The organism is Dactylosporangium maewongense, assembly GCF_039531485.1.
GTDB lineage: Bacteria > Actinomycetota > Actinomycetes > Mycobacteriales > Micromonosporaceae > Dactylosporangium > Dactylosporangium maewongense.
Genome location: NZ_BAAAQD010000020.1, coordinates 158,303 through 180,595, shown reverse-complemented (window position 1 = coordinate 180,595; position 22,293 = coordinate 158,303). Strand labels below are relative to the sequence as shown.

At 70.5% G+C, this 22,293-nt stretch carries 18 protein-coding genes; 3 read left to right on the top strand and 15 right to left on the bottom strand.

Features of this window, described 5'->3' with window-relative positions:
• Positions 1 to 87: 87 nt before the first annotated feature.
• From ABD332_RS40430 to ABD332_RS40415, 4 genes are read right to left on the bottom strand one after another with little or no spacing between them, the layout of a single operon-like run.
• Positions 88 to 1,338, bottom strand: a complete 1,251-nt coding sequence (locus tag ABD332_RS40430; RefSeq protein ID WP_344508848.1) for a low temperature requirement protein A — start codon at positions 1,336 to 1,338, stop codon at positions 88 to 90.
• Positions 1,339 to 1,366: 28 nt separating this feature from the next.
• Entirely contained in the window at positions 1,367 to 1,990 is a 624-nt protein-coding gene (locus ABD332_RS40425; RefSeq protein WP_344508847.1) for a class I SAM-dependent methyltransferase, read from the bottom strand.
• Positions 1,987 to 2,991 (bottom strand): alpha/beta hydrolase, encoded by a 1,005-nt coding sequence (locus tag ABD332_RS40420; protein WP_344508845.1) that lies wholly within the window; start codon positions 2,989 to 2,991, stop codon positions 1,987 to 1,989. Before ABD332_RS40420 ends, ABD332_RS40425 begins: the two co-directional genes overlap by 4 nt.
• 54 nt (positions 2,992 to 3,045) lie before the next feature.
• Positions 3,046 to 3,351, bottom strand: coding sequence for a putative quinol monooxygenase (locus tag ABD332_RS40415; RefSeq protein WP_344508844.1), 306 nt, complete (start codon positions 3,349 to 3,351; stop codon positions 3,046 to 3,048).
• 298 nt (positions 3,352 to 3,649) lie between these two features.
• Here ABD332_RS40415 and ABD332_RS40410 point away from each other — a divergent pair, with 298 nt between their 5' ends.
• Positions 3,650 to 4,252: a ferritin-like domain-containing protein gene (locus ABD332_RS40410; RefSeq protein WP_344508842.1), complete on the top strand. Its 603-nt coding sequence runs from the start codon at positions 3,650 to 3,652 to the stop codon at positions 4,250 to 4,252.
• On the opposite strand, the gene ABD332_RS40405 is transcribed toward ABD332_RS40410, so the two are convergent.
• The 3 genes from ABD332_RS40405 to ABD332_RS40395 all read right to left on the bottom strand — a co-directional run bounded on the left by ABD332_RS40405 (position 4,188) and on the right by ABD332_RS40395 (position 11,701).
• Positions 4,188 to 6,968: an AAA family ATPase gene (locus ABD332_RS40405; protein WP_344508840.1), complete on the bottom strand. Its 2,781-nt coding sequence runs from the start codon at positions 6,966 to 6,968 to the stop codon at positions 4,188 to 4,190. The genes ABD332_RS40410 and ABD332_RS40405 overlap by 65 nt on opposite strands.
• A gap of 149 nt (positions 6,969 to 7,117) precedes the next feature.
• Positions 7,118 to 8,032, bottom strand: coding sequence for an AraC family transcriptional regulator (locus ABD332_RS40400; RefSeq protein WP_344508838.1), 915 nt, complete (start codon positions 8,030 to 8,032; stop codon positions 7,118 to 7,120).
• A 177-nt stretch (positions 8,033 to 8,209) separates the two neighbouring features.
• A complete protein-coding gene (locus ABD332_RS40395; RefSeq protein ID WP_344508836.1) occupies positions 8,210 to 11,701 on the bottom strand; it encodes a discoidin domain-containing protein in 3,492 nt (1,163 codons plus the stop codon).
• A gap of 335 nt (positions 11,702 to 12,036) precedes the next feature.
• Here ABD332_RS40395 and ABD332_RS40390 point away from each other — a divergent pair, with 335 nt between their 5' ends.
• Entirely contained in the window at positions 12,037 to 14,064 is a 2,028-nt protein-coding gene (locus ABD332_RS40390; protein ID WP_344508834.1) for a beta strand repeat-containing protein, read from the top strand.
• Positions 14,065 to 14,116: 52 nt separating this feature from the next.
• Here ABD332_RS40390 and ABD332_RS40385 read toward each other — a convergent pair whose 3' ends face one another.
• The 8 genes from ABD332_RS40385 to ABD332_RS40350 all read right to left on the bottom strand — a co-directional run bounded on the left by ABD332_RS40385 (position 14,117) and on the right by ABD332_RS40350 (position 20,920).
• The gene (locus ABD332_RS40385; RefSeq protein WP_344508832.1) at positions 14,117 to 14,671 is read right to left on the bottom strand and encodes a hypothetical protein; all 555 of its coding nucleotides are present in this window, start codon (positions 14,669 to 14,671) and stop codon (positions 14,117 to 14,119) included.
• 63 nt (positions 14,672 to 14,734) lie between these two features.
• Positions 14,735 to 15,667: a hypothetical protein gene (locus tag ABD332_RS40380; protein WP_344508830.1), complete on the bottom strand. Its 933-nt coding sequence runs from the start codon at positions 15,665 to 15,667 to the stop codon at positions 14,735 to 14,737.
• 88 nt (positions 15,668 to 15,755) lie between these two features.
• Positions 15,756 to 16,100 carry a hypothetical protein gene (locus ABD332_RS40375; protein ID WP_344508828.1) on the bottom strand — a complete coding sequence of 115 codons (345 nt, stop codon included), beginning with the start codon at positions 16,098 to 16,100 and terminating at the stop codon, positions 15,756 to 15,758.
• Between the two features lie 229 nt (positions 16,101 to 16,329).
• Positions 16,330 to 17,016, bottom strand: a complete 687-nt coding sequence (locus ABD332_RS40370) for a SanA/YdcF family protein (protein WP_344508826.1) — start codon at positions 17,014 to 17,016, stop codon at positions 16,330 to 16,332.
• Between the two features lie 64 nt (positions 17,017 to 17,080).
• A complete protein-coding gene (locus tag ABD332_RS40365; RefSeq protein WP_344508825.1) occupies positions 17,081 to 17,962 on the bottom strand; it encodes an ROK family protein in 882 nt (293 codons plus the stop codon).
• The gene (locus ABD332_RS40360) at positions 17,959 to 19,131 is read right to left on the bottom strand and encodes a sugar ABC transporter permease (protein WP_344508823.1); all 1,173 of its coding nucleotides are present in this window, start codon (positions 19,129 to 19,131) and stop codon (positions 17,959 to 17,961) included. The genes ABD332_RS40365 and ABD332_RS40360 overlap by 4 nt, the downstream gene beginning before the upstream one ends.
• Positions 19,128 to 19,847 (bottom strand): ATP-binding cassette domain-containing protein, encoded by a 720-nt coding sequence (locus ABD332_RS40355; RefSeq protein ID WP_344508821.1) that lies wholly within the window; start codon positions 19,845 to 19,847, stop codon positions 19,128 to 19,130. Before ABD332_RS40355 ends, ABD332_RS40360 begins: the two co-directional genes overlap by 4 nt.
• Positions 19,847 to 20,920 (bottom strand): sugar ABC transporter substrate-binding protein, encoded by a 1,074-nt coding sequence (locus ABD332_RS40350; protein ID WP_344508819.1) that lies wholly within the window; start codon positions 20,918 to 20,920, stop codon positions 19,847 to 19,849. Before ABD332_RS40350 ends, ABD332_RS40355 begins: the two co-directional genes overlap by 1 nt.
• A 120-nt stretch (positions 20,921 to 21,040) precedes the next feature.
• On the opposite strand from ABD332_RS40350, the gene ABD332_RS40345 reads away from it, so the two are divergent.
• Positions 21,041 to 22,240 carry an ROK family transcriptional regulator gene (locus ABD332_RS40345; RefSeq protein WP_344508817.1) on the top strand — a complete coding sequence of 400 codons (1,200 nt, stop codon included), beginning with the start codon at positions 21,041 to 21,043 and terminating at the stop codon, positions 22,238 to 22,240.
• The last annotated feature ends 53 nt before the right edge of the window (positions 22,241 to 22,293 follow it).

Genomic DNA, 22,293 nt, shown 5'->3' with positions numbered 1-22,293 from the left:
CACCAGTCTGAATCGGAAGCAGGAATGACATTCGGAAAAGCCGGACAATGCACTGATGTAATCAGCTGTGCAGGTGAAACGGCTATTTCAATGCTCGCAAATGCTTGCTCGATCCTCTTCGATTTCGGTCGTTCCCGCCGGCGCCTCGATCGGCTGCGCGACGGCCCGCGGACTCCGTTCGTGCCGGACGGTCTCGACGATGATCAGAACGGTCAGGATCGTGACCAGGCCGGCGAGCGCGGCAATCGGCGCGAGGACGGCAGCCGCCGGGCAGGCGGCGACGAGCGCGCCGGCCGTCACCAGGCGGGGCGGGTTCCACGCATGGTGCATGAGGCGCTCGAACAGCAGATGCCCGATGAGGTAGAGCGCCGCACCGCCGAAGAGGGACAGCGCGGAGAAGGCCCCCAACGGCCGGCTCTCACCGGCGTGGGCGACCACACCCTCCACGCCGAGCGCGACGAGCACGATGCCGGCGATCAGGGGGAAGTGACCATAGGTGTACGCATCGACGGCCAGGCTGACCCGCGCCCGGCCGCGCACGTCGCCGAGGCGGCGTTGAGCCGCGGGCGCCACCACGTCGAAGTACAACCACCAGAGGCAGACGGCGGCGCCGACGCCGAGGACGGCGGCAACCACCAGGGGCACACCGATGGGCTGGTCGGCGGCGCCCACACCGATCGCGACGACCGACTCGCCGAGGACCAGGATGATGAACAAGCCATGTCGTTCGGCGAGGTGCACCGGGCTGTGCAGCCGCCAGTTGCCGTGCCTGGCGGTGAGGTAGATGCCGGCCCAGTCCACCAGCAGGGCGACAGCGAACAGCAGCACCTGGGCCCAGCCGCCGAGCAGCACCCCGCAGAGCAGCAGGGCCGCACCCGCCAGCAGCGGCAGCCAGGTGACCGCAATCTGGTGCCGCAGACCGGCGTCGCCGGTCGCGGCCACGGCGTACACCGTGAGGTGCACCCATCGGACGAGGACGTAGGCGCACACCAGCACCACAGGGCCGTACAGGCCGCCGGGCGTGTCGTGCCAGGCTTCGGGAATGGTCAGGGCGACCACGAACATCGCCGCCATCGCACCGACCATTCCCGCCCGCAGCAGGCCTTTGTCGGCCCGGGAATGGTTGCCCAGCCAGGTGTAGCCGGACCACGTCCCCCACAGCAGGGCGAGGATCAACAATCCCTGCAGGACACCGTACGCGCTGTGCTCGTGCGCCAGAAATCCGGTGATCTGGGTCGTCGCGAAGACGTAGACGAGGTCGAAGAACAGCTCGAACGGCGTCGCGCGATGATCCTGGCCGACCGGGCGTACGGCGGGGAGGGAACGCTGCTTTCCCATGGCCAACTCTCCTTTCCGGTAACGGTTGTCAGGCTGGCACCAGGGCGTGCGACCGCGCCGGTACCCTGGGCCGCCGGCAGAAGTAGACGAATGCCGGCGGCACGTTGGCCCACACCGTGCGGCCGGCCACGACCTCCTCGAACCGGGTGTCCAGCGACCGTCGTAGTCGCCGGGCGGGCGGAGCCCAGCGGGCGAGGGTGTAGGCGAACGTGGCGAACGCGCCGTCCGGGGCGAGGCAGTCGGTGACGGCACCCAGGAGGTCGTCCTGCTGGTCCCCGGCGAACGCCGCCCACGGCAGGCCGCTCACGATCACGTCCGCGTGGTGGTGGCCCCGTTCGGCCAGCACTTCGCGGAGGTCGCGTGCGTCGGCCACAACGACGTCGGTCTGCGGGTACCGGCCGGCCAGGAGGCCCGCGAACCGTTCGTTGACCTCGACCGCGAGGTGGTGCCCGCGGCCGGCGAGCCGGCGCTGGACGGCGGCCGTGAACGCTCCGGTGCCGGGGCCGAGTTCGACGACCAGCGGATTCCCGTTGCGGGGCACGGGCGCGGTGATCAGGTCGGCCAGCGACGCGCCGCTGGGGGCGACCGCGGCGACGGTGAACGGGTCGCGGAGGAACTCTCGCAGGAACGCTGCCCGGTGCTCAGACCTCATCGCCCGGCTCCTTGCCCGGAGACCTGCGGCCGGGCCGACCCGGCGGCCCGGGTCAGGAGACGGGTGAGCCAGTCGCTGCGGGTACGCCGCGCCACGGCCGAGAGCCGCGCGTGCGGGTACAACGCGTCGAACCCGTGGAAGCCGCCGGCCCAGATGTGCAGCTCGGCCTGGCCGCCGGCGGCCCAGATGCGGCTGGCGTAGGCGACGGCCTCGTCGCGGAAGACCTCCGCGGTGCCGGCGTCGATGTAGACGTCCGGCAGGCCGGAGAGGTCACCGGCCGTGGCGGGTGAGACGTACGCGGGCACGGTGTCGCCGGCCGTGTCGCCGAGCACCGACCGCCATCCGAACTCGTTCATCTCCCGCGTCCACACTCCGGGCGCACCGGAGTACTGACGGCTGGACGTGGTGTCGTTGCGGTGGTCGAGCATGGGGCAGATCAGCACCTGGGCGGCGATCGACGGGCCGCCGCGGTCGCGGGCCAGCAGCGCGACCCCCGCGGTGAGGCCACCGCCGGCGCTGGCACCGGCGACCACGATGCGGTCCGGATCGACGCCCAACTCGTCGGTGTGCTCCGCCACCCACAGCAGGCCGCGGTAGCAGTCCTCGACCAGGCTCGTGCCGGTGGCCTCCGGCGCCAGCCGGTAGTCCACGGAAACGACGACGGCGCCGAACAGGTCGAGCCACTCCAGCGGGATGTCGATCTGGGAGAAGCGATCGCCCATGACCATGCCGCCGCCGTGCATCCAGTAGACGCACGGCGCTGCGGTGGAGCGGTTCGGGCCCGCGGGGCTGAACACCGACAGCGGAATGCGCGTGCCGTCCGGGCCGGCGATGCCGACGTCGCGCCGGTCGATCGTGCGGCCCTCGAGCAGCGGCTCCACCGGCGCCGACGAGAACGGCCGGATCTGGGCGAGGACCTCATGGTTGAGCTCGGGCACGAGCGGCACGTCGGCAAGGAGCGTGCGCAGCTCAGGGTCGAAAGGGGGACTTGCCAGTGTCATGACGGATTCCTTCGCTGTGGGTGGTCGGGAACGGCCGGTTGTCCTTCGGCGGTCTCAGATGGCTGCCTTGCCGCCGATCGGCACTTCGTCGACGTATTCCGGCTCGCCCGCGATCAGCGGCTGGAGCTGCGCCATCAGCGTCCGCGCGGCGTCGGTGGCGAAGAACCCGTGGTGCGCCTCCTCGGTCGTCCAACCTTCGGTGACGTGGACGACGTCGGGGTTGCCGGCCGAGCGGCCGATCAGGAAGACGACGCAGTCCTCGTTCGCCAGCGACGGCGAGGTGAGCAGGAAGCCGACCAGCTCGTCGCCCTTTCCGGGCTGGGCGGTCATGGTGGCGTGGAAGCCGTAGCTGATGGTCATCGGCCAATCTCCTCGTTCGGTGCCGCCGTGATCCGGTGGCGATCGACGTGATGTGTACGAGCTCCACTGTCGATGCGGCCCGATCGGGCTTCATCAGTCATCCGACTTCGAGGATCCGGCCCGCCGGCGGCGGATGACCTAACCGGTCATGCCGGAACGGCCGGCGCGCGGGGCGGGTGTGACCGATCACAGCGACCCGGTTCTGGGCCGGTGGTGCCGCCCAGCGGCGGTACTCCGGCCGTCGGTTAGGTCGTTTGACGGATGCATGTGGTGCGGGCCGCGTTCCACCATCGATGACGTGACGCCATCAGGACGGGAAGAACCCGCATCGCCGCCCGCCGTGCTGCGTACGCGCGAGGTCCGCGACCGTGCCCTGTTCGACCTGGACGACGGGCCCGTCACGCCGTCGAACCGCGTCGATCTGGTGGCGACCACGCGTCTGCTCAACGTGCTGCTGGCCAGTTTGGTCGTGTCGTCGTTGCAGTACGAGCAGCACGCGATCGTCGTCCGCGCGCCGTCGGGCCGGCCGCTCGCGGAGTTCCTGTTCGCCTGCGCCGACGCGGACCGCGGTGGCGCACGGCTGCTCGCAGCGCGGATCCGGCAGCTCGGGTTCGCCGGCGAGTACGACCCGCAGCACCTGAGCGCCCGGTCCCGGGTCGCCTTCCGGACGTTCGGCGACGGCGACCTCGCCGGCATCGTGACGCAGAACCTCGTCGGGGTGCGGATTCTCGTTCAGACGTTGCAGGAGGCGGTGCGCTGGATCGGCAACGACGATCCCACCAGCAGGCGGCTGCTGGAGCGGCTGCTCGAGGAGAAGGAGACGCAGGCCGACGAGCTCAGCGCGCAGTCTTCTCAGCAGCAGGCGGCGACATCGCGTCCCGGAGTCCGGCCCGGGACGTGACGCCCAGCTTGGGGAAGATCCGGTACAGGTGAGCGCCGACTGTCCGGTGCGACAGATACAGGCGCTCGGCGATCTGCTTGTTCGTCATGCCGCTCGCCGCCAGCTGCGCGATCTGCAGTTCCTGCGCCGTCAACGCGCTCAGACCGCCCCGCTGCTGCGGGGCCGGCCGGTGCCCGGAGGCGCGCAGCTCCCCGTCGACCCTGGCGAGCCACGGTTCGGCCGCCATGGCGGCGAATCCGTCGCGCGCGGCGAGAAGGTGCCGGCGGGCATGCGCTGATGACCGGCTCCGACGGAGTTTCTCGCCCAGGACCAACTGCGCCCGGGACCCGTCGAACAGCCACCGTTTCGCCGCGGCACCGGCCAGCACCGCTTCCAGACGGGTCGCCGGTTCATCGCCGTCGAGGACAAGAGCCTCGGCGCCGGCCTGGAGCAGGGCCATGCGCGGCGACAGCGCCGCCACGTTCGCGGTGCGCATCGCCTCGACGTGGGCCCTGGCCTCGACCGTACGCCCGGTGCGTACGGCCGCCTCGACCAGGTCGAACATGACCCACGTGCAGTGCGGCACATGAGAGGCGAGGACACCGGGCGGGCTCATGGCGGCGGCGTACCCGAACGCGGCGTCGTAGTCACCTTGCCCCAGGGCGGCGAGCGCCCGTGGATGATGGGCGAACAGTGCGGCGGCCGCCACGCCACGGGGCAGCGCCCAGTGGGTGATCTCGTCGGCAAGCGCGTACGCCTCCTCGAAACGCCCCCGGCCGGCGGCGAGGATCGCCCGGTTGTACCGGAAATACCATGCGAAGAACGGAAAGCCGCTCGTGTCGCAGATCCGCTGCCCCTCGGCCGCGAGTTCCTCAGCCTCGTCCCACCGTCCGACCAGATAGTCGTCGAGGCACAGGTGCATCAGGGCCCCGAGGTGCCGGCGGGGTGCTCCGCCCTCCCGACCCTGCTGGACCAGGCGCCAGGACGACTCCCGGCAGTCGCCGAGGCGATCGAGATAGACCGAGGCCGTGCCGATCCGCATGATGCGGGTGGGATCCGCATCGTCGGTCAGCGTCTGCAGGATCGCGTCGACCCTCGGCAGCGCAGCCGTCCCGGTGCGTACCGGATCGGCGAAACTCTCGCTCGCCAGCGCGAGTACGTCCGGCGGCTGGGGCTGGAGCCTTCGCAAGACGGAGAAGAACGGTTTCCAGTAGTCCGGCGTGCTCCCGTACCAGCACAACAGCAGCAGCGTGTGCATGGACTCGACGAGGGCGGGATCGTCGGCGCGGTAGCCGTGGTCGCCGGTCTCGATGGCGCCGGTCAGCAGCCGGTGCGCGGTATTCACGTCGCCATCCGTGTTGATCATGAGGAAGACGGCCGCGTTGGCCGCGTGCAGCGAGCCGGCGGAGTCCGGCGAAGCTCGGCGTGCGTCGGTCAGCAGGATCTTGGCATCGTCGATGGCGCCGCTGGCCTCCGCGCCGATGTACGCCGCCTCCGCGAGCCGCCGTCCCCGGCCGGCGCTGGTGCTGCTCAGTTCAGCGGCGCGAACCAGGGCCGCGATCGCGGCGAGCGCATCCCCGCGGAGCATCACGCGATGCGCCGCGTCCTCGAGGAGTTCCGCCACCGCCTCGTCCAAGCCGGTGGCGGCCGCCGCCAGGTGCCATGCGCGGCGTTCCCGGTCTTCGACGAGGGCGCCTGCGAGGGCGATGTGCGCGCTGCGGCGTTCCTCATGAGTGGACATCGCCACGATCGCCGACCGGATCAGCGGATGCCGGAACGCCATCCGGGCGGTGGCGTCGTCCACGCGCACGAGATGCGCGCGCTCCGCGGGGGCCAGGTCGGCCAGGCTGGACCGGTCGGACAGGGCCGCGCGGAGCACCCGGACGTCGCCGGCGCCCTCGAAGGCGGCGAGCAGCAGTACCTGTCGGGTCGCTTCGGGCAGTCCGGCGAGGCGTGCCGCGAAGACCGCCTGTAGCCGGTCGCTGAGAGGGACCACCTCGGGTTGCGTCCCGGCGCGTTGAACGGAACCCAGCAGCGTGGACGGCAGCTCCAGCAACGCGAGGGGATTGCCCTGTGCGAGGTCGAGCAGGCGGCGCCGTACCGTCGCCGGCATCTGCGGGTGATGGGCGTCGACCAGCCGCCCGGCCGCCTCGTTGCCGAGCGGCTCGACGACCTGCTCCGACAGCCCGCGCAGGTCGAGGAAGCTCACCGTTTCCGTTCTGGCCGAGACCAGCAGCCCGGCCCGGCGGCCCGCCAGCCGCCGGGCGATGAATCCGAGGACGACCGCGGTCGCGCGATCGATCCAGTGCACGTCGTCGACCACCAGGACGACCGGCACGTCGGCCGCGACCTCCGCGACAAGCAGCAGCGCGGCGTTGCAGACCAGAAGGACGTCCGGAAGCGCGCCGGCGCCGAAGCCGAGCGCCACTGACAGCGCCTCGCGCGGACCGGACGGGAGACGGTCCAGGTCGGCGTGCACGGGCAGGAACAACTGGTTGAGACAGGAGTAGCTGACGTCGGCTTCGAACTCCGACCCGGACGCCCGCAGCACCCGCATCCCGGCGGAGATGGCGAGTTCCTCCGCGGCAGTCATGAGAGAAGACTTGCCGACACCCGGTTCGCCGCAGATCAGCCGGACGTCACCGCCACGTCGTACACCGTCGAGGAAGTCGGAGATCTGTGCCAGCTCAGCGTGACGCCCGAACAGCTCGATACCGGCCTCCCCGCACCTACACACCCGTTGTCTGCTTGTCGGCCATCAGCCGACCTCGTACCGACTACAGGACGACCAAGGGGTCTCTGTTCGGGCAGGCTACATCGGAAACCATCGCAGAAGCGGCCGGCCGGGCAGGCGGGCAGAATCAAGCAAGAGAAGGCGAGTTCTGATCAACCGCTGCTGGGGTTCGCCGGTGCGTTGGTTCGAGCATGAGGGTTGAGGCGGGCGGCGTCCCGGCGCGGCGGACCACCGAAGAGCCGGCGGTACTCGCGGCTGAACTGTGCCGGGCTCTCGTAGCCGACGCGGCGGCTGATCCCGGCGATGTCCCCGGGGTTCGCGGCGAGCAGCAGCCTGGCGCGTTGCAGTCGGATCTGTTTCTGGTACTGGATGGGGCTCATCGAGGTGACGGCCTGGAAGTTGCGGTGGAACGCGGAGACGCTCATGCCTGCCTGCTGTGCCACCTCCTCGACCCGGAAGCTTTGCGCGTAGTTGTCGCGGATCCACTGCACAGCGCGCGCGATGTGACTGAGGCTGCTGTCGGGCAGGCCGAACTGGCGCAGCATGCTGCTCTGTTCACCGGTGAGCAGCCGCCAGATGATCTCCTGCTTGATCAGGGGTGCGATCATGGGGATGTCCCGGGGCTGGTCGAGCAGGCGCACAAGACGGACGACGGCGTCGATCAACTCGGCGGGGGCGGTGCTGACGGCCAGGCCGGGCGGCGTGCCGGGAGCGGCGTCCGGCAGTCCCGCCGGGTCAGCCCGCAGGAGCACCTCGGCGACGACGGCCGGTCGCAGGGTCAGGCCGAAGCCGAGCGCGGGTTCCTCCGGACTGGCCCGAGCGAAGTACGCGGTCACGGGCAGGTCGACCGAGGCGATGACGTACTGCCCAGCGTGATATTCGTACAGCCGGTCGTTCAGCGCGAAGCGTTTGGTGCCCTGGGCGACGAGAGCCAGCACCTTGCCGTAGGTGGTCGGCGTCGGCGGGTTGGGCCGGTCTGCCCGGAAGATACGGACGTCATCGATGGGCGAGCTCAGATCGCGCCGAGCGTGACGGGCTAGCAAGTGGCGCAACTCGTCGAGCGGCATGGTCATCATTGAAGCACCGCTCAGGGCCGGAGCCCACCGCCCGCGACTCCGCGGCGCACGGCGGGATCGGTGGTGGATCGTCCATGGAAGCCGGAAGCGCCGGGAGCACACCGTCCCGTGCAGGATGTCGCGGCGCGCGTTGCCCGCGCGCCGCGACGCCATGCCGTCAGAGGGACGTCATGCGAAGGCCTCGACCGACCACAGTGAGTAGCCATACGACGTGCCCCGGGCGGTGCCGTAGATCCGCAGGTAGCGGCCCGATCCCTCCACCGTGAGGTCGTCCACGCCGCCGTCCCCTTCACCCGTCGAGTAGACCGGGTCCCAGTTGGTCCCGTCGTTGGACAACTTGACCTCGTAGCCCCGCGCGTACGCCAACTCCCAGGTCAGCCGCACCCGGGAGATCGACTTCGTCGAGCCGAGGTCGACCTGCAGCCACTGCGGGTCGCTGTACAGGCTCGACCACCGGGTGCCGGGGTCGCCGTCCACGGCGTACATCGCCGCCAGGGCCGGGATCTCCACGCTGGACGCGGTCGCGGGCTTCCCGTAGGCCAGGTCGAGCGGGTGTTTGGCGACCTGCTCGGCCGTCTGGATGGCGCCGAGCATGTAGTCCACCGCGGCGATACCCTCGGTGAATCCCGGCACGGTGGCGATCCGGACAGTGGCTTCCTCGAGGCGCTGCCGCAGCAGTTCGGACCGGGTGCCCTGCAGCTCGTTGAAGCACCCTCCGATCGGATCCTTCGTGGTGTAGTTCGTGCAGGGAACGAACGTCGGCTTCTGGCCGGCGGTCGCGGTCGGCTCCGGCTTGCCTTCCTCCGGGGCCTTCACCACGCACTTGCCGTCGCCCGTCACGGACGAGCAGTAGTTGTCGCGAGCGGTCTGGAACGGCGTCAGCACCCGCTGCTCGCCGTGGTCCGACGGCACCCGCTCCGTCCCCAGCAGGTAGAGCCCGACCCTCTCGTCCTGCCGCATCGACTTCGCGAAGCCGAGCTTCGTGTATGCCTCGAGCAGCATGACGGTCCGGGTGAGCGTCGTGTTGAGGTCGTTGAGCGTCGTACCGGGTGTGACCAGCTCTCGCGTCACGTCTGCGTAGTACTGCCCGGCTGCGCCGTACAGCCAGTCACGCACCTTCCGCACCGCTTCGGCATTGTCGGAGCGGGTGGCGGACTGCTGGAACGTCGCCTTGTACGTCGACACCCAGTTCGCCCGCATCGCGTCGTCGGGTTTGGTCAGCCACGACTTGCGGGTGTCCCGCGGCGGGTAGACCTGCGCCATTTTCCCGTACGGGATCACCTTCGTCCAGGTGCGCGCGACGACCGGCTGGCCGTTCCACACCTGCTGCACCCGGAACTGCACCTCCAGGTCGGCGTAGAGCGCGTAGGGCTTGTCGGTTTGCTCCGGCGGCTCGGTCATGTTGACCCACGCGGCCTGGTAGCAGGTCTGCACCGGGGTCTCAGCCCGTCCGCGGTTGGCGACCCACAACTCGTTCAGGTCCAGGCTGACCACGTTGCTCGGGCGGGAGGCGGTCATGCCGGACCCGGCGCAGACGGAGATGCCGCCCGGCTCTTCGGCCGGCTTCGGCACCTGCTGGCTGGGCAGTCCGGCGAGGTTGACGTCCGTGGCCTGGTTCAGCGCGGCGAGCTCCTTCTTCTGAAACTCGGTGGCCATCGCGGACGCGGTGGTGCGGTAGGTCTCCAGCAACTTCGTGTAGACCGGGTTCAGCCGCGGGCCTCCTGCCGGCTGTGGCAGGCTGAACTGCCGCACCGCGTACTGGATGGCCTCGCCCGCGTTGGTGACGTCAGCCGTCACGCCGTTGACCGTCGACGCCTGCGCCGGGTTCTGCGCGAGCAGCGTCTTGTAACCCTCGGCGGCCAGCAGCCAGAACTCCACCGATGGCGTGCCGGTGGCTTCGCTCGCTTGCGGCATGCCGAGGTTGTCGCGGGCGTACTTGTTCAGCCATGCGATGGAACCGTATTGCCCGTAGTCGCGCAGCACGTTCTCCGGAGCTTGCACGTCGACTGGCGCGGCCTGCGGGTGAACTTTGCTCACGTTCGACGCGGCATCCTGCAGGGACGTCGCCGCGTCGTAGTAGTAGGTGGACGACATCTCCCGGCCGGCCCTGAACCGGTAGTCCAGCGAGTTGTTCATCGTTTTGACGACTGCGCTCTTCTCGTTCTGCTGGTAGGCCGTGAGGAGTGCATGACCCCAGTAGTCCACCTGCCCCGTCAGCTTGGCGAGGCGGGCCGTGATCGTCTCGAGCTGGGCCTGGGTCGCCTGGTGCAGCTTCACCACCACGTCGAACTGGTCGTACAGCGCGTCGTAGAGATTCCCCAGAGCCGTCTCGATGCGGTCGAACCGCTCGTTCATCTCGTCTTTGAGGTCCTTGACCTGCTCCTTCAGTGCCGTCATCTGCTCGAGGATCTGCTGCTCCGGTGACGGCCCGGCCGCGAACAGCGGCAACAGCGACTGGACAGCGCCGAGCACGTTGGCGGCCAGCCCGATGCCGGTCATCGAGAACAGCGCGCCGCTCAGACCCTTGGCCGCGATCGTGGGCAGGAAGTTGTTGACCGCCGTGGCGATCTGGACGGCCGCGTTGCCGGCGACCGACACGAACTTGCCCGCATCCTTGTTGGCGAAGCCGACCAGGATCGACAGCAGCTTCACCGCGCCCGCCGCCTGGTCGATCCACACCTGCCGGGCCGCCGCGTTGGCCTTCGCCACCTCATAGTCGGACGGGCTCGGGTTGGCGCCCTGCACGGGGAACTTGGTGTTCAACCGATCGAGCTCCGTGTTGGTCGCGCCGACCTGCGCGTTGATCTCCTTGAGCAGCTTGGTCAGCTGCCGGTTACCCTCCGCGATGTAGAGATCGGAGTTGACCTGGAGATCCTTCAGCGCCTGTACGTCGACGAACGTACCGATCAGTGGGTCGGCCTCGAGCGCCTCCACGGTGGCGTCGGCCGAGACGCCGTACAGGGCGCCGATGTAGCCGTTCCACGCGGCGCGGAACTCCGGGTCGTTGGCGCCGTAGGTGGCCACCGCGGTCCACTGGTTGTCCATGACCTGGAAGACCTGGGTGAGGTATGCGCTCTCGAACTGCGACGCATAGATCTCGTCGACCATCGTCCCGTACTTGGTCAGCTGCTTGCCGAGCGTCTCCTGCATCATCTGCTGCAGGATGGGGGCGGCGATCGAGCCGGCCGGATTCTTCGCGGTCAGCTCGAGAAGCTTGGTCGCCAACAGGTACATCGGGCGTTCCAGGTCGTTGGCGACCAGGTGGCTCTTGTAGTACTCGTTCATCTTGACGCCGTGTTCGAGCACCTGCCTCGCCGTGGCGTTCGGGTTCAGCTGCTTGTAGCCGACCATCTCCGCGCTGACGTACATGTTGCGCAGGCCCTCATGACCGCTCGTCCGGCTGCGCATGTACGCCGAGAACAGGCCCCGGCGGCGCTGTTCCGGGTCGGTCGAGACGGGCGCCGCGTGCGCCGTCGTCGGCAGCACCACCACGTTGCCCGTGCTGACGGCCAGCGCCACCAGCACACCCGCCAGCAGCCGACCCCATCGGCCGGCGAAGGGACCTGGACGGGCCCTTCGATATCCTATTTTGACCACTTGTTCTCCTTCGTTGTACTTTCCGTGGCGCGGCCGTGGATCATGACCACGGCGCGCGGCCACCGGACAATGCACTCGGATTGGTCGTGCCGGCGGAGCGTAGGTGGGGACACTCAACGTCCGCGTGCAATTCACATGCACAAATGCACAGCGGACCTCGCCCACCGTCGTCGCGTCAGGGGCCGTTCGTCTTACAGGCTCACGTGGGCCGGCCGGCGCCATCCGCGGGCATGGCACGCGAGGCGGGCATGGGCTATGGGCGTGCGCGTGCGGCCGCGGATGCGGCGCCGGCCTGCGCGGCGAAGGTTTGTGCAAGGTGCATGGCAGGCCTGGTCGACACCCTGAGCCACGACTCGACCGGCCGAACCGTTCGGCCGGCGTGGCGAAAGGAAACGGCTTTGAACCGATCGACCATCCGCCGGGCGGCGATCACCGCCCTGGTGCTCACCTGCGCCGGCCTTGGGATGCCCGCGCCTCCGGCGAACGCCTTCGCGATCTACGTCGTCACGAACGTCAACGACACCGGGGCCGGGTCGCTGCGGGACGCCATCGACATGGCCAACGGCAGCCCCGGGCTCGACTCGATCACGTTCGCCCTGCCCGGCGCCGGGCCGCGGGTGATCGTCCCGCAGAGCGACCTGCCGGCGATCACCGATCCGCTGATCATCGCCGGCTACACCGAACCGGGCGCGTCCCCGGCGACCGCGACCACCCCGCCCACGCTCACCGTGGTCATCAACGGAACGTTCATGACCACCGGCCTGACCATCGACGCCGACAACAGCGCCGTGTCCGGGCTCGTCATCAACAGCGTCGCCGGGGCCGGCGGCGACTGCGGCGGCGCCGGCATCTGCGTGCGCGGCGATCACAACCTCATCCGCGGCAACTACATCGGCACGGGCAACGCCGGCGCGGTCGCCCTGCAGAACAACGACTCCGGCGTGATCGTCCTCGGCGCCGACAACCAGATCGGCGGCGAGCACCCGGCCGACCGCAACCTCATCTCCGGCAACCGGCTGTACGGCGTCGAACTGCAGGGCACCGGCACCAAGGTGCTCGGCAACCGCATCGGCAGCGACGCGACCGGCACGAACGCGCTCGGCAACGGCAGTGGCGGCATCCTGGTGAACGGTGCCGGCAACCAGATCGGCAGCGACCAGGCCGGCGGCGGCAACGTCATCTCCGGCAACCCCGGCATCGGCCTCGACATCGACAACAGCGCCGACTTCACGATCGTCCACGGCAACCTGATCGGCGTCAACGCGACCGCCACCGGGGCCCTCGCCAACGACAGCGGCATCGAGGTGAGCAGCAACTCCAATGAGATCGGTGGCTTCCTCACCGGCACCGCCAACGTCGTGTCCGGCAACACCGGCGTGGGTCTCGAGGTGGACGGGATCGCCGGGTCCAACCAGATCGTCGGCAACCTCATCGGCGTCGCGCCCGGACCGATGGGCCCGGTGGACATCGGCAACGGCGGCGACGGCGTCTGGCTGCGCAGCAGCACCGTCAACTCCCTGGGCACCGACGACGCGGGCGGCGGCAACACCATCTCCGGCAACGACGGCGACGGCGTCCGGGTCGACGGCAACGACCAGGACATCAAGGGCAACCGCATCGGCACGGCGATCGGTGCCGCCGGAACGCTGGTGCCGCTGCCCAACACCGGCAACGGCATCACGGTCAGCGCCGACCGGACGATCATCGGCGGTGACAACACGGGATCGGCGAACGTGATCGGCACCAACCGCGCCAACGGCATCGAGCTCGACGCCGCCACCGACGAGACCGTGATCCGGGGCAACGCGATCGGCACCGACCCCACCGGCGCGATCACCCTGTCCAACACCCTCAACGGCATCCTGATCACGGACGCCGACACCAACCACATCGGCTCGGTCGACCCGCTCGTCCCGCCGAACCGGATTGCCTTCAACGGCCTCGCCGGGATCGCGCTGAGCGCCGGCGCGGTCGGCAACGACATCCTCGGCAACCTCGACTACGGCAACGTCGGCCTCGGCATCAACCTCGACCTGGCGCTGGCGCCGCCCGCGGTCGTGCCCAACGACTTCCAGGACCCGGACGCAGGCGCCAACAACCTGCAGAACTACCCGATCATCACGGCCGCCACCTTCGCCGCGGCCGTCACCACCATCAACTGGCGCCTGAACAGCACCCCGTTGACCATGTTCCGGGTCGAGTTCTTCGCCGCCGCGGCCTGCGGCGGGGGCGGCGTGAGCCCGGCGGAGACCTTCCTCGGCGCCGTCACGGTCGTCACCAACGCCAACGGCAACGTCGTCGCGGCGACCGTACCGCCCGTCGCCACCCCGGCCGGCACCGTGGTCATGGCCACCGCGACCGAGATGCCGGCCGCGGCCACCTACGCCTCGACGTCGGAGATCGGCGCCTGCGTCGTCGTCGTGTAATCCCTGAGGGCCGCCCGGACGTCAACCGGGCGGCCCCAGCGCCAAGCGCAGGTCAGCAGCGGCGTTTCGCCTCCGCCTCGAAGTCCGCCGAGGACATGACCGTCTCGGACACGTTGTCCTCGCCGACCGTGAGGATCTGGCCGTCGGTGAGCGCCGTCACCTCCGAGCCGGTGAAGGTGACTCTCACCGACGGCATCGGTCCGCCGTGCGCCCGCAGGGAATACTCCGTGTCCGGGCTCAGGGCGATCGGGCCGCTCCGGTCGTCGCGCCAGCCCGCCGGCACGGTGCCGAACTGGACCGTGTACGACGAGCGGTTGTCGGACTGGTTCGTGATGTGCCACAGGTCGTCGCTGAAGTCACCCTGGGTCCGTGCCGCTGTCGGTAGAGCTGTCGGCGTGGTGTCGTCATGGAGCACGATGAACTGCGTCCGCTGCCCGGAGCAGAAGCGGACCTCCAGCGACGGCGTGCCGCCGGCGTTGGAGACACCGATGAGCATCTTCGTCGACGGCGCGTGGTGGACGGCATCGTCGCAGGCCGTCAGCCAGGCCAGGCCGGCCGTCACGAGGACGGCCAGCCCGGCGAGCCGATGACGGGGCAGGGCGCGCATGGTCATGAGTATCCATGGGGCCGACTGCCCGTCCCCGGGCGGCTTCGACGGCTGGGTCACGTTCTAGCCCAGGTCCTTGAGCAGGTAGAACGCGGTGTCGCTGCGGTACTCGGCGAGGGCGGCCCGCAGCGCCGCCCGGTAGGCGTCCCGCTCGTCCTCGGTGCGCTGCGGCGCTCGGTACAACGGGAACAACGCCTGCAGGGCCATGTCCCTCCCGTCGTGGCCCACCTCGGGCGCGAGGGCCATCAGCTGCGTCCACGCGCCGGGCACGCGGCCGGCGCAGCGCGTGATCGGGTGGCTGAAGTCGTCGTAGTGGAACCGTCCGGGCTGCGCGCCGACCCGCACGAGCGCCTCCAGGGCTTCGGGCGTGACGCTGTCCATCCGCTCGAGGTGCCACGCGGCCTGCACGGCCCGGCCGTCGTCGGCCCCGTGCAGGTCGGCGAGCACCGCCGCGAGGATCTCGGGATCGGGCCGCAGCCCGGCGCAGACCACGCACCCGCACCGCTTCCGCGCGGCGCCGACGCGGCCGGTCTCCTCCTCGGTCAGCTCGTCGAGCGGCAGCAGGAGGTTGTCGCCCCGCAGCCCGTCGTCCTCCACGAGCCACAGCCGGTCGCGCAGGACCACGAACCGCTCGTCGCCCGCCGTCGCTTCGGGCCGCGGCCCGGTGATGGTGACCCCGTGCCGCCTGGCGACGTACCCGACCCGCTCCCAGTCGACGGCGACGGCGACGGCACACCAGTGCGCCCAGGCGAGCATCGAGCGCAGGCAGCTGCCGGCGGGGCTGGGAAACCACCAGTACATCCGCCGGTCCCCGGCCCGGTGCGGCTCCGCGGCCGGTTCGAGCCCGTCGAGGTAGTGGTCCAGCTCGTCGTAGGCCTTGCCGCCGAGCACATGGAACCACTGCGCGAACGTCCGCATCTCCTCCCACACCGCCACGCGCGCCGTGTCGACGTCACCGTCGCCGTCAATGCTGATCGAGAACCCGATGCCACCCATGCGCGCGGACGCTACCAACCGCGCGCCACCCGCCCGGCCCACTGGATCTGGGCACCGGCCCTGGCGCAGCCGCTGCGAGGCTGACGGGTCAGCGGGATGCTGATGGCGCGGGCGAGCCGGGCTTCGGTGTCGTGACGGTGCCGGTGAGCTTCGCCTCGCACCGCGGGCTCAGCGAGTGCTGCTGGGCGACGATCGAGCCGTCGACCCACAGGATGCACTGCAGCTGCGGGATCTGCGTGCCGATCACGGCGTCGACGTCCGGGGCGGCGTTGCCGCCGAGGACCACGGTCGTGACGTCCGGATACACGATGGCGACCTGCGTCGTCCAGGTCGACTGCGGGGTGTCGAACGACGCCGACGCGCCACGCTCGTCGGTGTAGGCGCCGACGATCTTCAATCCGGGACCGCCGGAGTGGAACAGCTCGTAGGTCACCGTGTGGGTCACCTTCGCAGCCGGAGGCGAGTTTTCCGACGGTGTGCTGCAGCCGCTCAGTGCACCCGCCGCCACCAGCAGAGCAGCGACCGGCGTTGCGACCCGTAGCATGCGTGAACTCCCCCGTGGTAGCCGACGGGTGGCAGCTTAGCCTCGATGCCTCCTGGCGGGGAAGGAGCACACCGAGCTCGACCCCGCGCTCATCGTCGACGTGCCGCGGGGCCGGCGTTCAACCGGTTTGCAGGGCGTCTCGGACCTGTGGGTTCGGCGGTGAGGTGATCGCCGGTGGTCGTCCGCGTACCGCGTCCCAGGCGGCCTTGCCGCTGGCGAAGTAGTCGCGCACGGCCTTGCTGGCCAGCAGGCCGGCGGCGCAGCCGCCGCAGCGGGCGTTCACGCCGTCGGTGTCGATGCCGACCTGCCGGCACAGTGTCACCGCGCGGGACAGGTGGTAGGCCTGGGTGACGACCAGGGCCCGGGTGATGCCGTAGACGTCCCGCGCCCGTACGCACGTGTCGTAGGTGTCCAGGCCGTGCGGGTCGGCCACGATGCGGCGCGGAACGATGCCGAGGCCGGTCAGGTATGCGGTCATCACGGCCGGTTCGTCGCCGGACTCGCCGCCGCCGTCGCCGGATACCAGGATCACCCGGGCGCGGCCGCTGTCCACGAGTGCGGCGGCGGTGTCCAGCCGGCCGGCCAGGCGTGGCGCGGGCGTGCGTTTGTCCGCCGCCACTTCGCCGCCGAGCACGATGACGACGTCGGCGGCCGGCGCATCCGCCTCGTCGTGCACGTGGCCGCGCGCGGCGATCTGTGTCCACAGCCATGGCGCGCTGGTGAGCAGCAGCGCGGCGGCCGCGCCGAGCACCACCCGCCGGCGCCACCGGCGCACCGGTTTCGCCTTCTCCTGTGCGTCCGTCATGCGACGCACACTATTCGCCGGGCGCCAACTCATCGTGCCTCCGGCAGCCCGGGCGCCGATCGGATCACGCCAGCGCCAGGGCCAGGGCAAGGGCACCGACGAGCGGGGCGTCGTCGACGAAGGTGGCGGTCGTCAGCTGTGGCGGGAAGGGCACCGAGCGCTGGAGGGCTGTCGCCACCCGCGGGAGGATGTGCTGGGCGGCACCCATCAAGCCGCCGCCGATGACGACGCGTTGCGGGTCGAGGGTGATGCAGAGGTTGGCGATCGTCCGGGACAGGGTGTCCAGTGCCTCGTCCAGCAGTTCGCCGACGCCGGGTTCGGCGTGCAGTTCGAACAGTTCGGCGGCGGTCACCTCCCGGCCGAGCAGGGCTGAGCCACGGCGGGCCAGGGCGCTGCCGGAGACCGCCTCCTCCAGCGGGGCGTGGCCGTCGGCGAAGGCCGGGGCGGCGGCGGAGTCGCGCAGGTAGCCGATCTCGCCCGCGGCGCCGTGGGCACCGGGCAGGACCCGGCCGCCGGCCACCAGCGCGGCGGCCAGACCGGTGCCCAGGTTGACGTAGAGGCCGATGTCGACGCCGCGGAGGGCTCCCCAGCGCAGCTCGGCGGCGGCACCGGCGTTGACGTCGTTGTCGATCGCGACGGGGGTGTCACCGAACTCGGTCCGCAGGAGCCGGGGCAGTGCCATGCCGTCCCATCCGGGCACGTTCGGGGCCAGGCGGATCACGTCGTCGCGGACCACGCCGAAGGTCGAGACCCCCACCGCTGCCGGGGTGCTGAGCAGGTCCCGCGCGGCCGTCAGGGTGCGCTCGACGACCTGCAGCGCCCCCCTGGAGCCCTGGGTGGGCAGGCGCATCATGGTGTGCGGGCGGCCGTCGGGCGCGTCGACGGCCGCCGTTCCCAGCGCGACCTTGGTGCCGCCGAAGTCGATCGCCAGTACGTGCCGCGTCACCTGGGCTGCCCCCGCCGGGCAAGCGAGTCGATCGCCACGGCTACGGCGAGCACCGCGGCGGTGACCATGTACCGCACCGAGGAGTCGACGCTGAGCAGCAGCATGCCGTTGGTGATCGACTGGATCACCAGGATCCCCAGCAGCGCGGCGTAGGCCCGGCCCCGGCCGCCGAACAGCGACGTGCCGCCGATGACCGCCGCGGCGATCGCCATGAGCAGGGTGTCGCTGCCGCCGGAGCTCTGGTTGACCGCGGCGAGCCGGCTGGCCGCGAGAATCCCGCCGAACGCGGCCAGGGCGGACCCGGCGACGAACGCGAGGACACGGATCCGGGTGATGTTGATACCGGCCCGGCGCGCCGCCTCGGCGTTGCCGCCGACCGCGTACATGTGACGGCCGAAGACGGTGTGCCGCAGCATCAGGTCGAGGCACACGACCAGGGTGCCGAAGATGACGAGCAGCAGCGGCACCCCGCGGTCAGCGGTCAGCACCAGCACCACCACCGCGAGGACGCCGGCCAGGCCGGCCAGCCGCAGGGTCAGCCACAGGCCGGAGGTGACCGGCAGGTCGGCCTCGCGGCGCAGCCGCCGGTTGACCAGTGCGCCGGCGCTCCAGCCGGCGACGATGAGCGCGGCCACCAGCCAGCCGGCCCACGGGGGCAGCCAGGTGTCGCTCAGCCGCGCGAGAAGCCCGTCGAACGGCAGGTTGATCGTCCCGCCGCGGCCCAGCAGGTACAGCATCAGGCCCTGCCAGCCGATCAGCCCGGCGAGCGTGACGACGAACGAGGGCATCCGCAGCTTGGTGAACATCCAGCCGTGCAGCAGGCCGACCAGCACGGCGCAGCCGAGCGCCGCGGCGACCGCGACCAGCGGGTGCCAGCCGTGGCGCACGGACAGGATCGTCATGACGACCGCGCACAGGCCGCTGACCGAGCCGGCCGACAGGTCGATCTCGCCGAGCAGGATCACCATGATGATGCCGAGTGAGATGGTGCCGGTGGCCGCCATCTGCAGGGCCAGGTTGGTGAGGTTCTCCGCCGACAGGAAGTGCTCGTTGAGGGACCCGAACACCACCGCGATCAGGATCAGGCCGCCGACGACCGGCCATGCGCCGAGGTCGGTACGCGTCGCCGCGCGCAACGGTTGCAGCGGCTTGACAAGCGTCGTGGTCATACGGTGCCTCCGGTGATGGCGGCGACGACGGCCTCCGGGGTGGACTCCGCGGTGCTGAACTCGCCCGCGTTGCGGCCCAGCCGGAGCACCACGATCCGGTCGCTCACCGCCCGGACGTCGGCCAGGTTGTGGGAGATGACGAGCACCGCCAGCCCCCGGTCGCGCAGGCGGCGGATCAGGTCGAGCACCTGCGCGGTCTGTTCGACGCCGAGCGCGGCGGTCGGCTCGTCGAGGATCACGACCCGCGGCTCGCCGATGAGCGCCCGGGCGATGGCGACGGACTGCCGCTGGCCGCCGGAGAGCATCGCGACGGGCACCCGGATGTCACGGATCCGGACGTCCAGCGAGGACAGCAGGTCCCGTGCCGAGCGCTCCATCCGGATGTGGTCGAGCACCGTCCAGCGACGGCGTTCGGCGCCGAGGAACAGGTTGCCGACGACGTCGAGGTTCTCGCAGAGCGCGAGGTCCTGGTGGACGGTCGACACGCCGAGCTGCTGCGCCTCGTGCGGGCTCGCGATCCGGACCGGGCGGCCGTCCTGCTCGATCGCCCCGTCGTCCGCGGTGACGACGCCGGAGAGGACCTTGACGAGGGTCGACTTGCCGGCGCCGTTGTCGCCCACCAGGGCGACCACCTCGCCGTCCGGCAGGTCCAGGCTCACCCCGTCGAGAGCCTGGACCGCACCGTAGCGTTTGCTGATGTTCGAGGCGGCGAGCACTACTGGATTCCCGCCTTGGTGCACGCCGGGACGACCGGTCCGGTGCAGATGTCGGACGCCTTGTAGAAGCCGTCCTTGACGATGGTGTCCTTGATCCGGTCCGCGGTGACCGCGATCGGGTCGAGCAGGAACGCGGGGATGTCCGCGGTGCCGTTGGCGACCTTCGTCGGCGCGGCCGGCTTCTCGCCCTTGGCGAGCGCGACGGCCAGTTCCGCGGACTTCTCCGCCTCCTGACGGATGTCGAGGTAGATGGTCATGTACTGCTCTCCGGTCAGGATCCGTTGCACCGCCGCGAGTTCCGCGTCCTGGCCGGTGATCGGCGGCAGGGTCGGGTAGCCGGCACGCTTCATCGCCGCGATCGCACCGCCGGCCATGCCGTCGTTGGCGGACAGCACGCCGACGATGGTGTCCCGGCCGAGCGCGGTGATGGCCTGTTCCATCTCCTGCTGGGCCTTGTCCGGGCTCCAGTCGGGCGTGTCGAACTCGCGGCCGATCTGGACCTTGCCGTCGAGGACCTTGTGCGCACCGGTCTTGTAGTCGGCCGAGCTGGGGTCGGTCGGGGCGCCGTTGAGCATGACGATCTTGCCCTTGTCGGCCGTCCCGGCCTTGGTCAGCGCGTCGAGCAGGGCCTGTCCCTGCATCTCGCCGACCCGGACGTTGTTGAAGGAGACGTAGTACTCGTAGCTGATCTCGGAGATCAACCGGTCGTACGCGATGACCGGCACCTTCTTCTGCTTGGCCTGGTTCACCAGCGACGCGACCGCGCTGGCGTCGACGGCGTCGAGCACCAGCACGTCGGCGCCCTGGGCCAGGGCGGCCTCCACCTGCTGCTGTTGCTTGGCGGCGTCCTGGTCGGCGTTGGCGTAGAGCAGCTTGCAGTCGGCGCACAGCGCCTTCACCTTGGCCTCGAACAGGGGCCGGTCGAACGCCTCGTACCGGGTCGTCTTGGACTCCGGCAGGAACAACGCGATCGTCGGCGCGTCGTCGCCGGTCGGCTTGTCTTTGGCGTTGCCGCCACACCCGCTGACAACGGCGGCCGCGACGACGACTGCGACGAACCATCTGGCTCTCACGGAGGGACACCTTTCCTGAGAAGGGTTCTGCAAGCATGCTGAGCCACCTGGCGGACCTTGGCAAGGTCCTTTACGAATTTGATAAATGACCTTTCTTAACTGGTATGGCACGCTGGTCAGGTGCAGACCACCGGCACCGCGAGCACGACCAGCGTGCTGCGGGTGATGAACGAGCGCGCCGTCTTCGCCGAGATCTTCCGGCTGGGCAGGGTGTCGCGCCCCGAGCTGGCCCAGCACACCGGGCTGTCCAAACCCACCGTGGCCGTGGCGCTCACCAACCTCGAACGCGCCGGGCTGCTGCGCCAGGTCGGGATGCGCGCGGGCGCGGCCGGACGCTCCGCGGTGCTGTACGAGGTGCGCCCCGAAGCGGGCTGGGTGTTCGCGGTCGACGTCGGCCGCTCGTACGTCCGCGTCGGCCTGGCCAACCTGGTCGGCACGGTCGTCGCGCGCAAGGACGAGTCGTCGCGGGGGACCCGCGCCCGCGACCTCGTCGCGCAGCTCACCCGCCTCGCCGAGGAGATGGTCGCCACGGCCGGCATCACGCGCGACGACATCACGCTCGCCGTCTTCGGCACCCCCGGCATCCACGACAAGGCGACCGGCGCCCTGCATCTGGCACCGAACCTGCCCGGCTGGGACCGGCGCGGGAGCGTCGAGCGGCTGGCGGGCATCGCCGGCTCGACGTATGTGGTGGAGAACGACGTCGACCTGGCGGCCGTCGGTGAGGCGAGCTACGGGCTCGGCCGCGGTGTCCAGCATTTCGTCTACGTCTCCATCGGCACCGGCACCGGCATGGGCATCATGATCGACGGCAAGCTGTACCGCGGGTTCCGCGGCGCGGCCGGCGAGATCGGCTACCTGCCGGTCGGTGAGGGCGACCCCCTGCTGGACGCGCCCGCCGCGCGGCGCCGCGGCATGTTCGAGTCGGTGGCCTCGGCCGACGGTGTGGTCGCGTTGGCGCAGCGGATGGGCCTGCACGACGCGGCGAACGCGAAGGACGTCTTCGACGCCGCCCGTGCCGGCGACGAGACCGCGCGGCTGGTCGTGTCCAGAGTGGTGGACCATGTCAGCCACGCGCTCGCCGGGATCACGGCGGTGCTCGATCCGGAGCTCGTCGTCCTCGGCGGCGGCGTCGGCAGCCAGCCCGGCGACCTGCTCACCGGCCCGGTCGCCGAGCGGCTCCGCAACCTCGTCGCGCTGCATCCGCCCCGCATCGAGGTCTCCACGCTCGGCACGGACGCCGTCCTGCTCGGCGCGCTCGCCGTCGGCCTGGCCGAGGCACGCGACCTGGTCCTCGACCGGACGGCACCCGCCCGCTGACACCGGCGACGCCGGGGCGGCGGGCCCGCGACCCACCGCCCCCGCGCTCCGGA

Excerpts from the sequence above, each read along its gene's own strand:
- ABD332_RS40430 (WP_344508848.1), bottom strand. The coding sequence starts at position 1,338 with ATGGGAAAGCAGCGTTCCCTCCCCGCCGTACGCCCGGTCGGCCAGGAT.
- ABD332_RS40425 (WP_344508847.1), bottom strand. The coding sequence starts at position 1,990 with ATGAGGTCTGAGCACCGGGCAGCGTTCCTGCGAGAGTTCCTCCGCGAC.
- ABD332_RS40420 (WP_344508845.1), bottom strand. The coding sequence starts at position 2,991 with ATGACACTGGCAAGTCCCCCTTTCGACCCTGAGCTGCGCACGCTCCTT.
- ABD332_RS40415 (WP_344508844.1), bottom strand. The coding sequence starts at position 3,351 with ATGACCATCAGCTACGGCTTCCACGCCACCATGACCGCCCAGCCCGGA.
- ABD332_RS40400 (WP_344508838.1), bottom strand. The coding sequence starts at position 8,032 with ATGCCGCTCGACGAGTTGCGCCACTTGCTAGCCCGTCACGCTCGGCGC.
- ABD332_RS40385 (WP_344508832.1), bottom strand. The coding sequence starts at position 14,671 with ATGCGCGCCCTGCCCCGTCATCGGCTCGCCGGGCTGGCCGTCCTCGTG.
- ABD332_RS40380 (WP_344508830.1), bottom strand. The coding sequence starts at position 15,667 with ATGGGTGGCATCGGGTTCTCGATCAGCATTGACGGCGACGGTGACGTC.
- ABD332_RS40370 (WP_344508826.1), bottom strand. The coding sequence starts at position 17,016 with ATGACGGACGCACAGGAGAAGGCGAAACCGGTGCGCCGGTGGCGCCGG.
- ABD332_RS40360 (WP_344508823.1), bottom strand. The coding sequence starts at position 19,131 with ATGACCACGACGCTTGTCAAGCCGCTGCAACCGTTGCGCGCGGCGACG.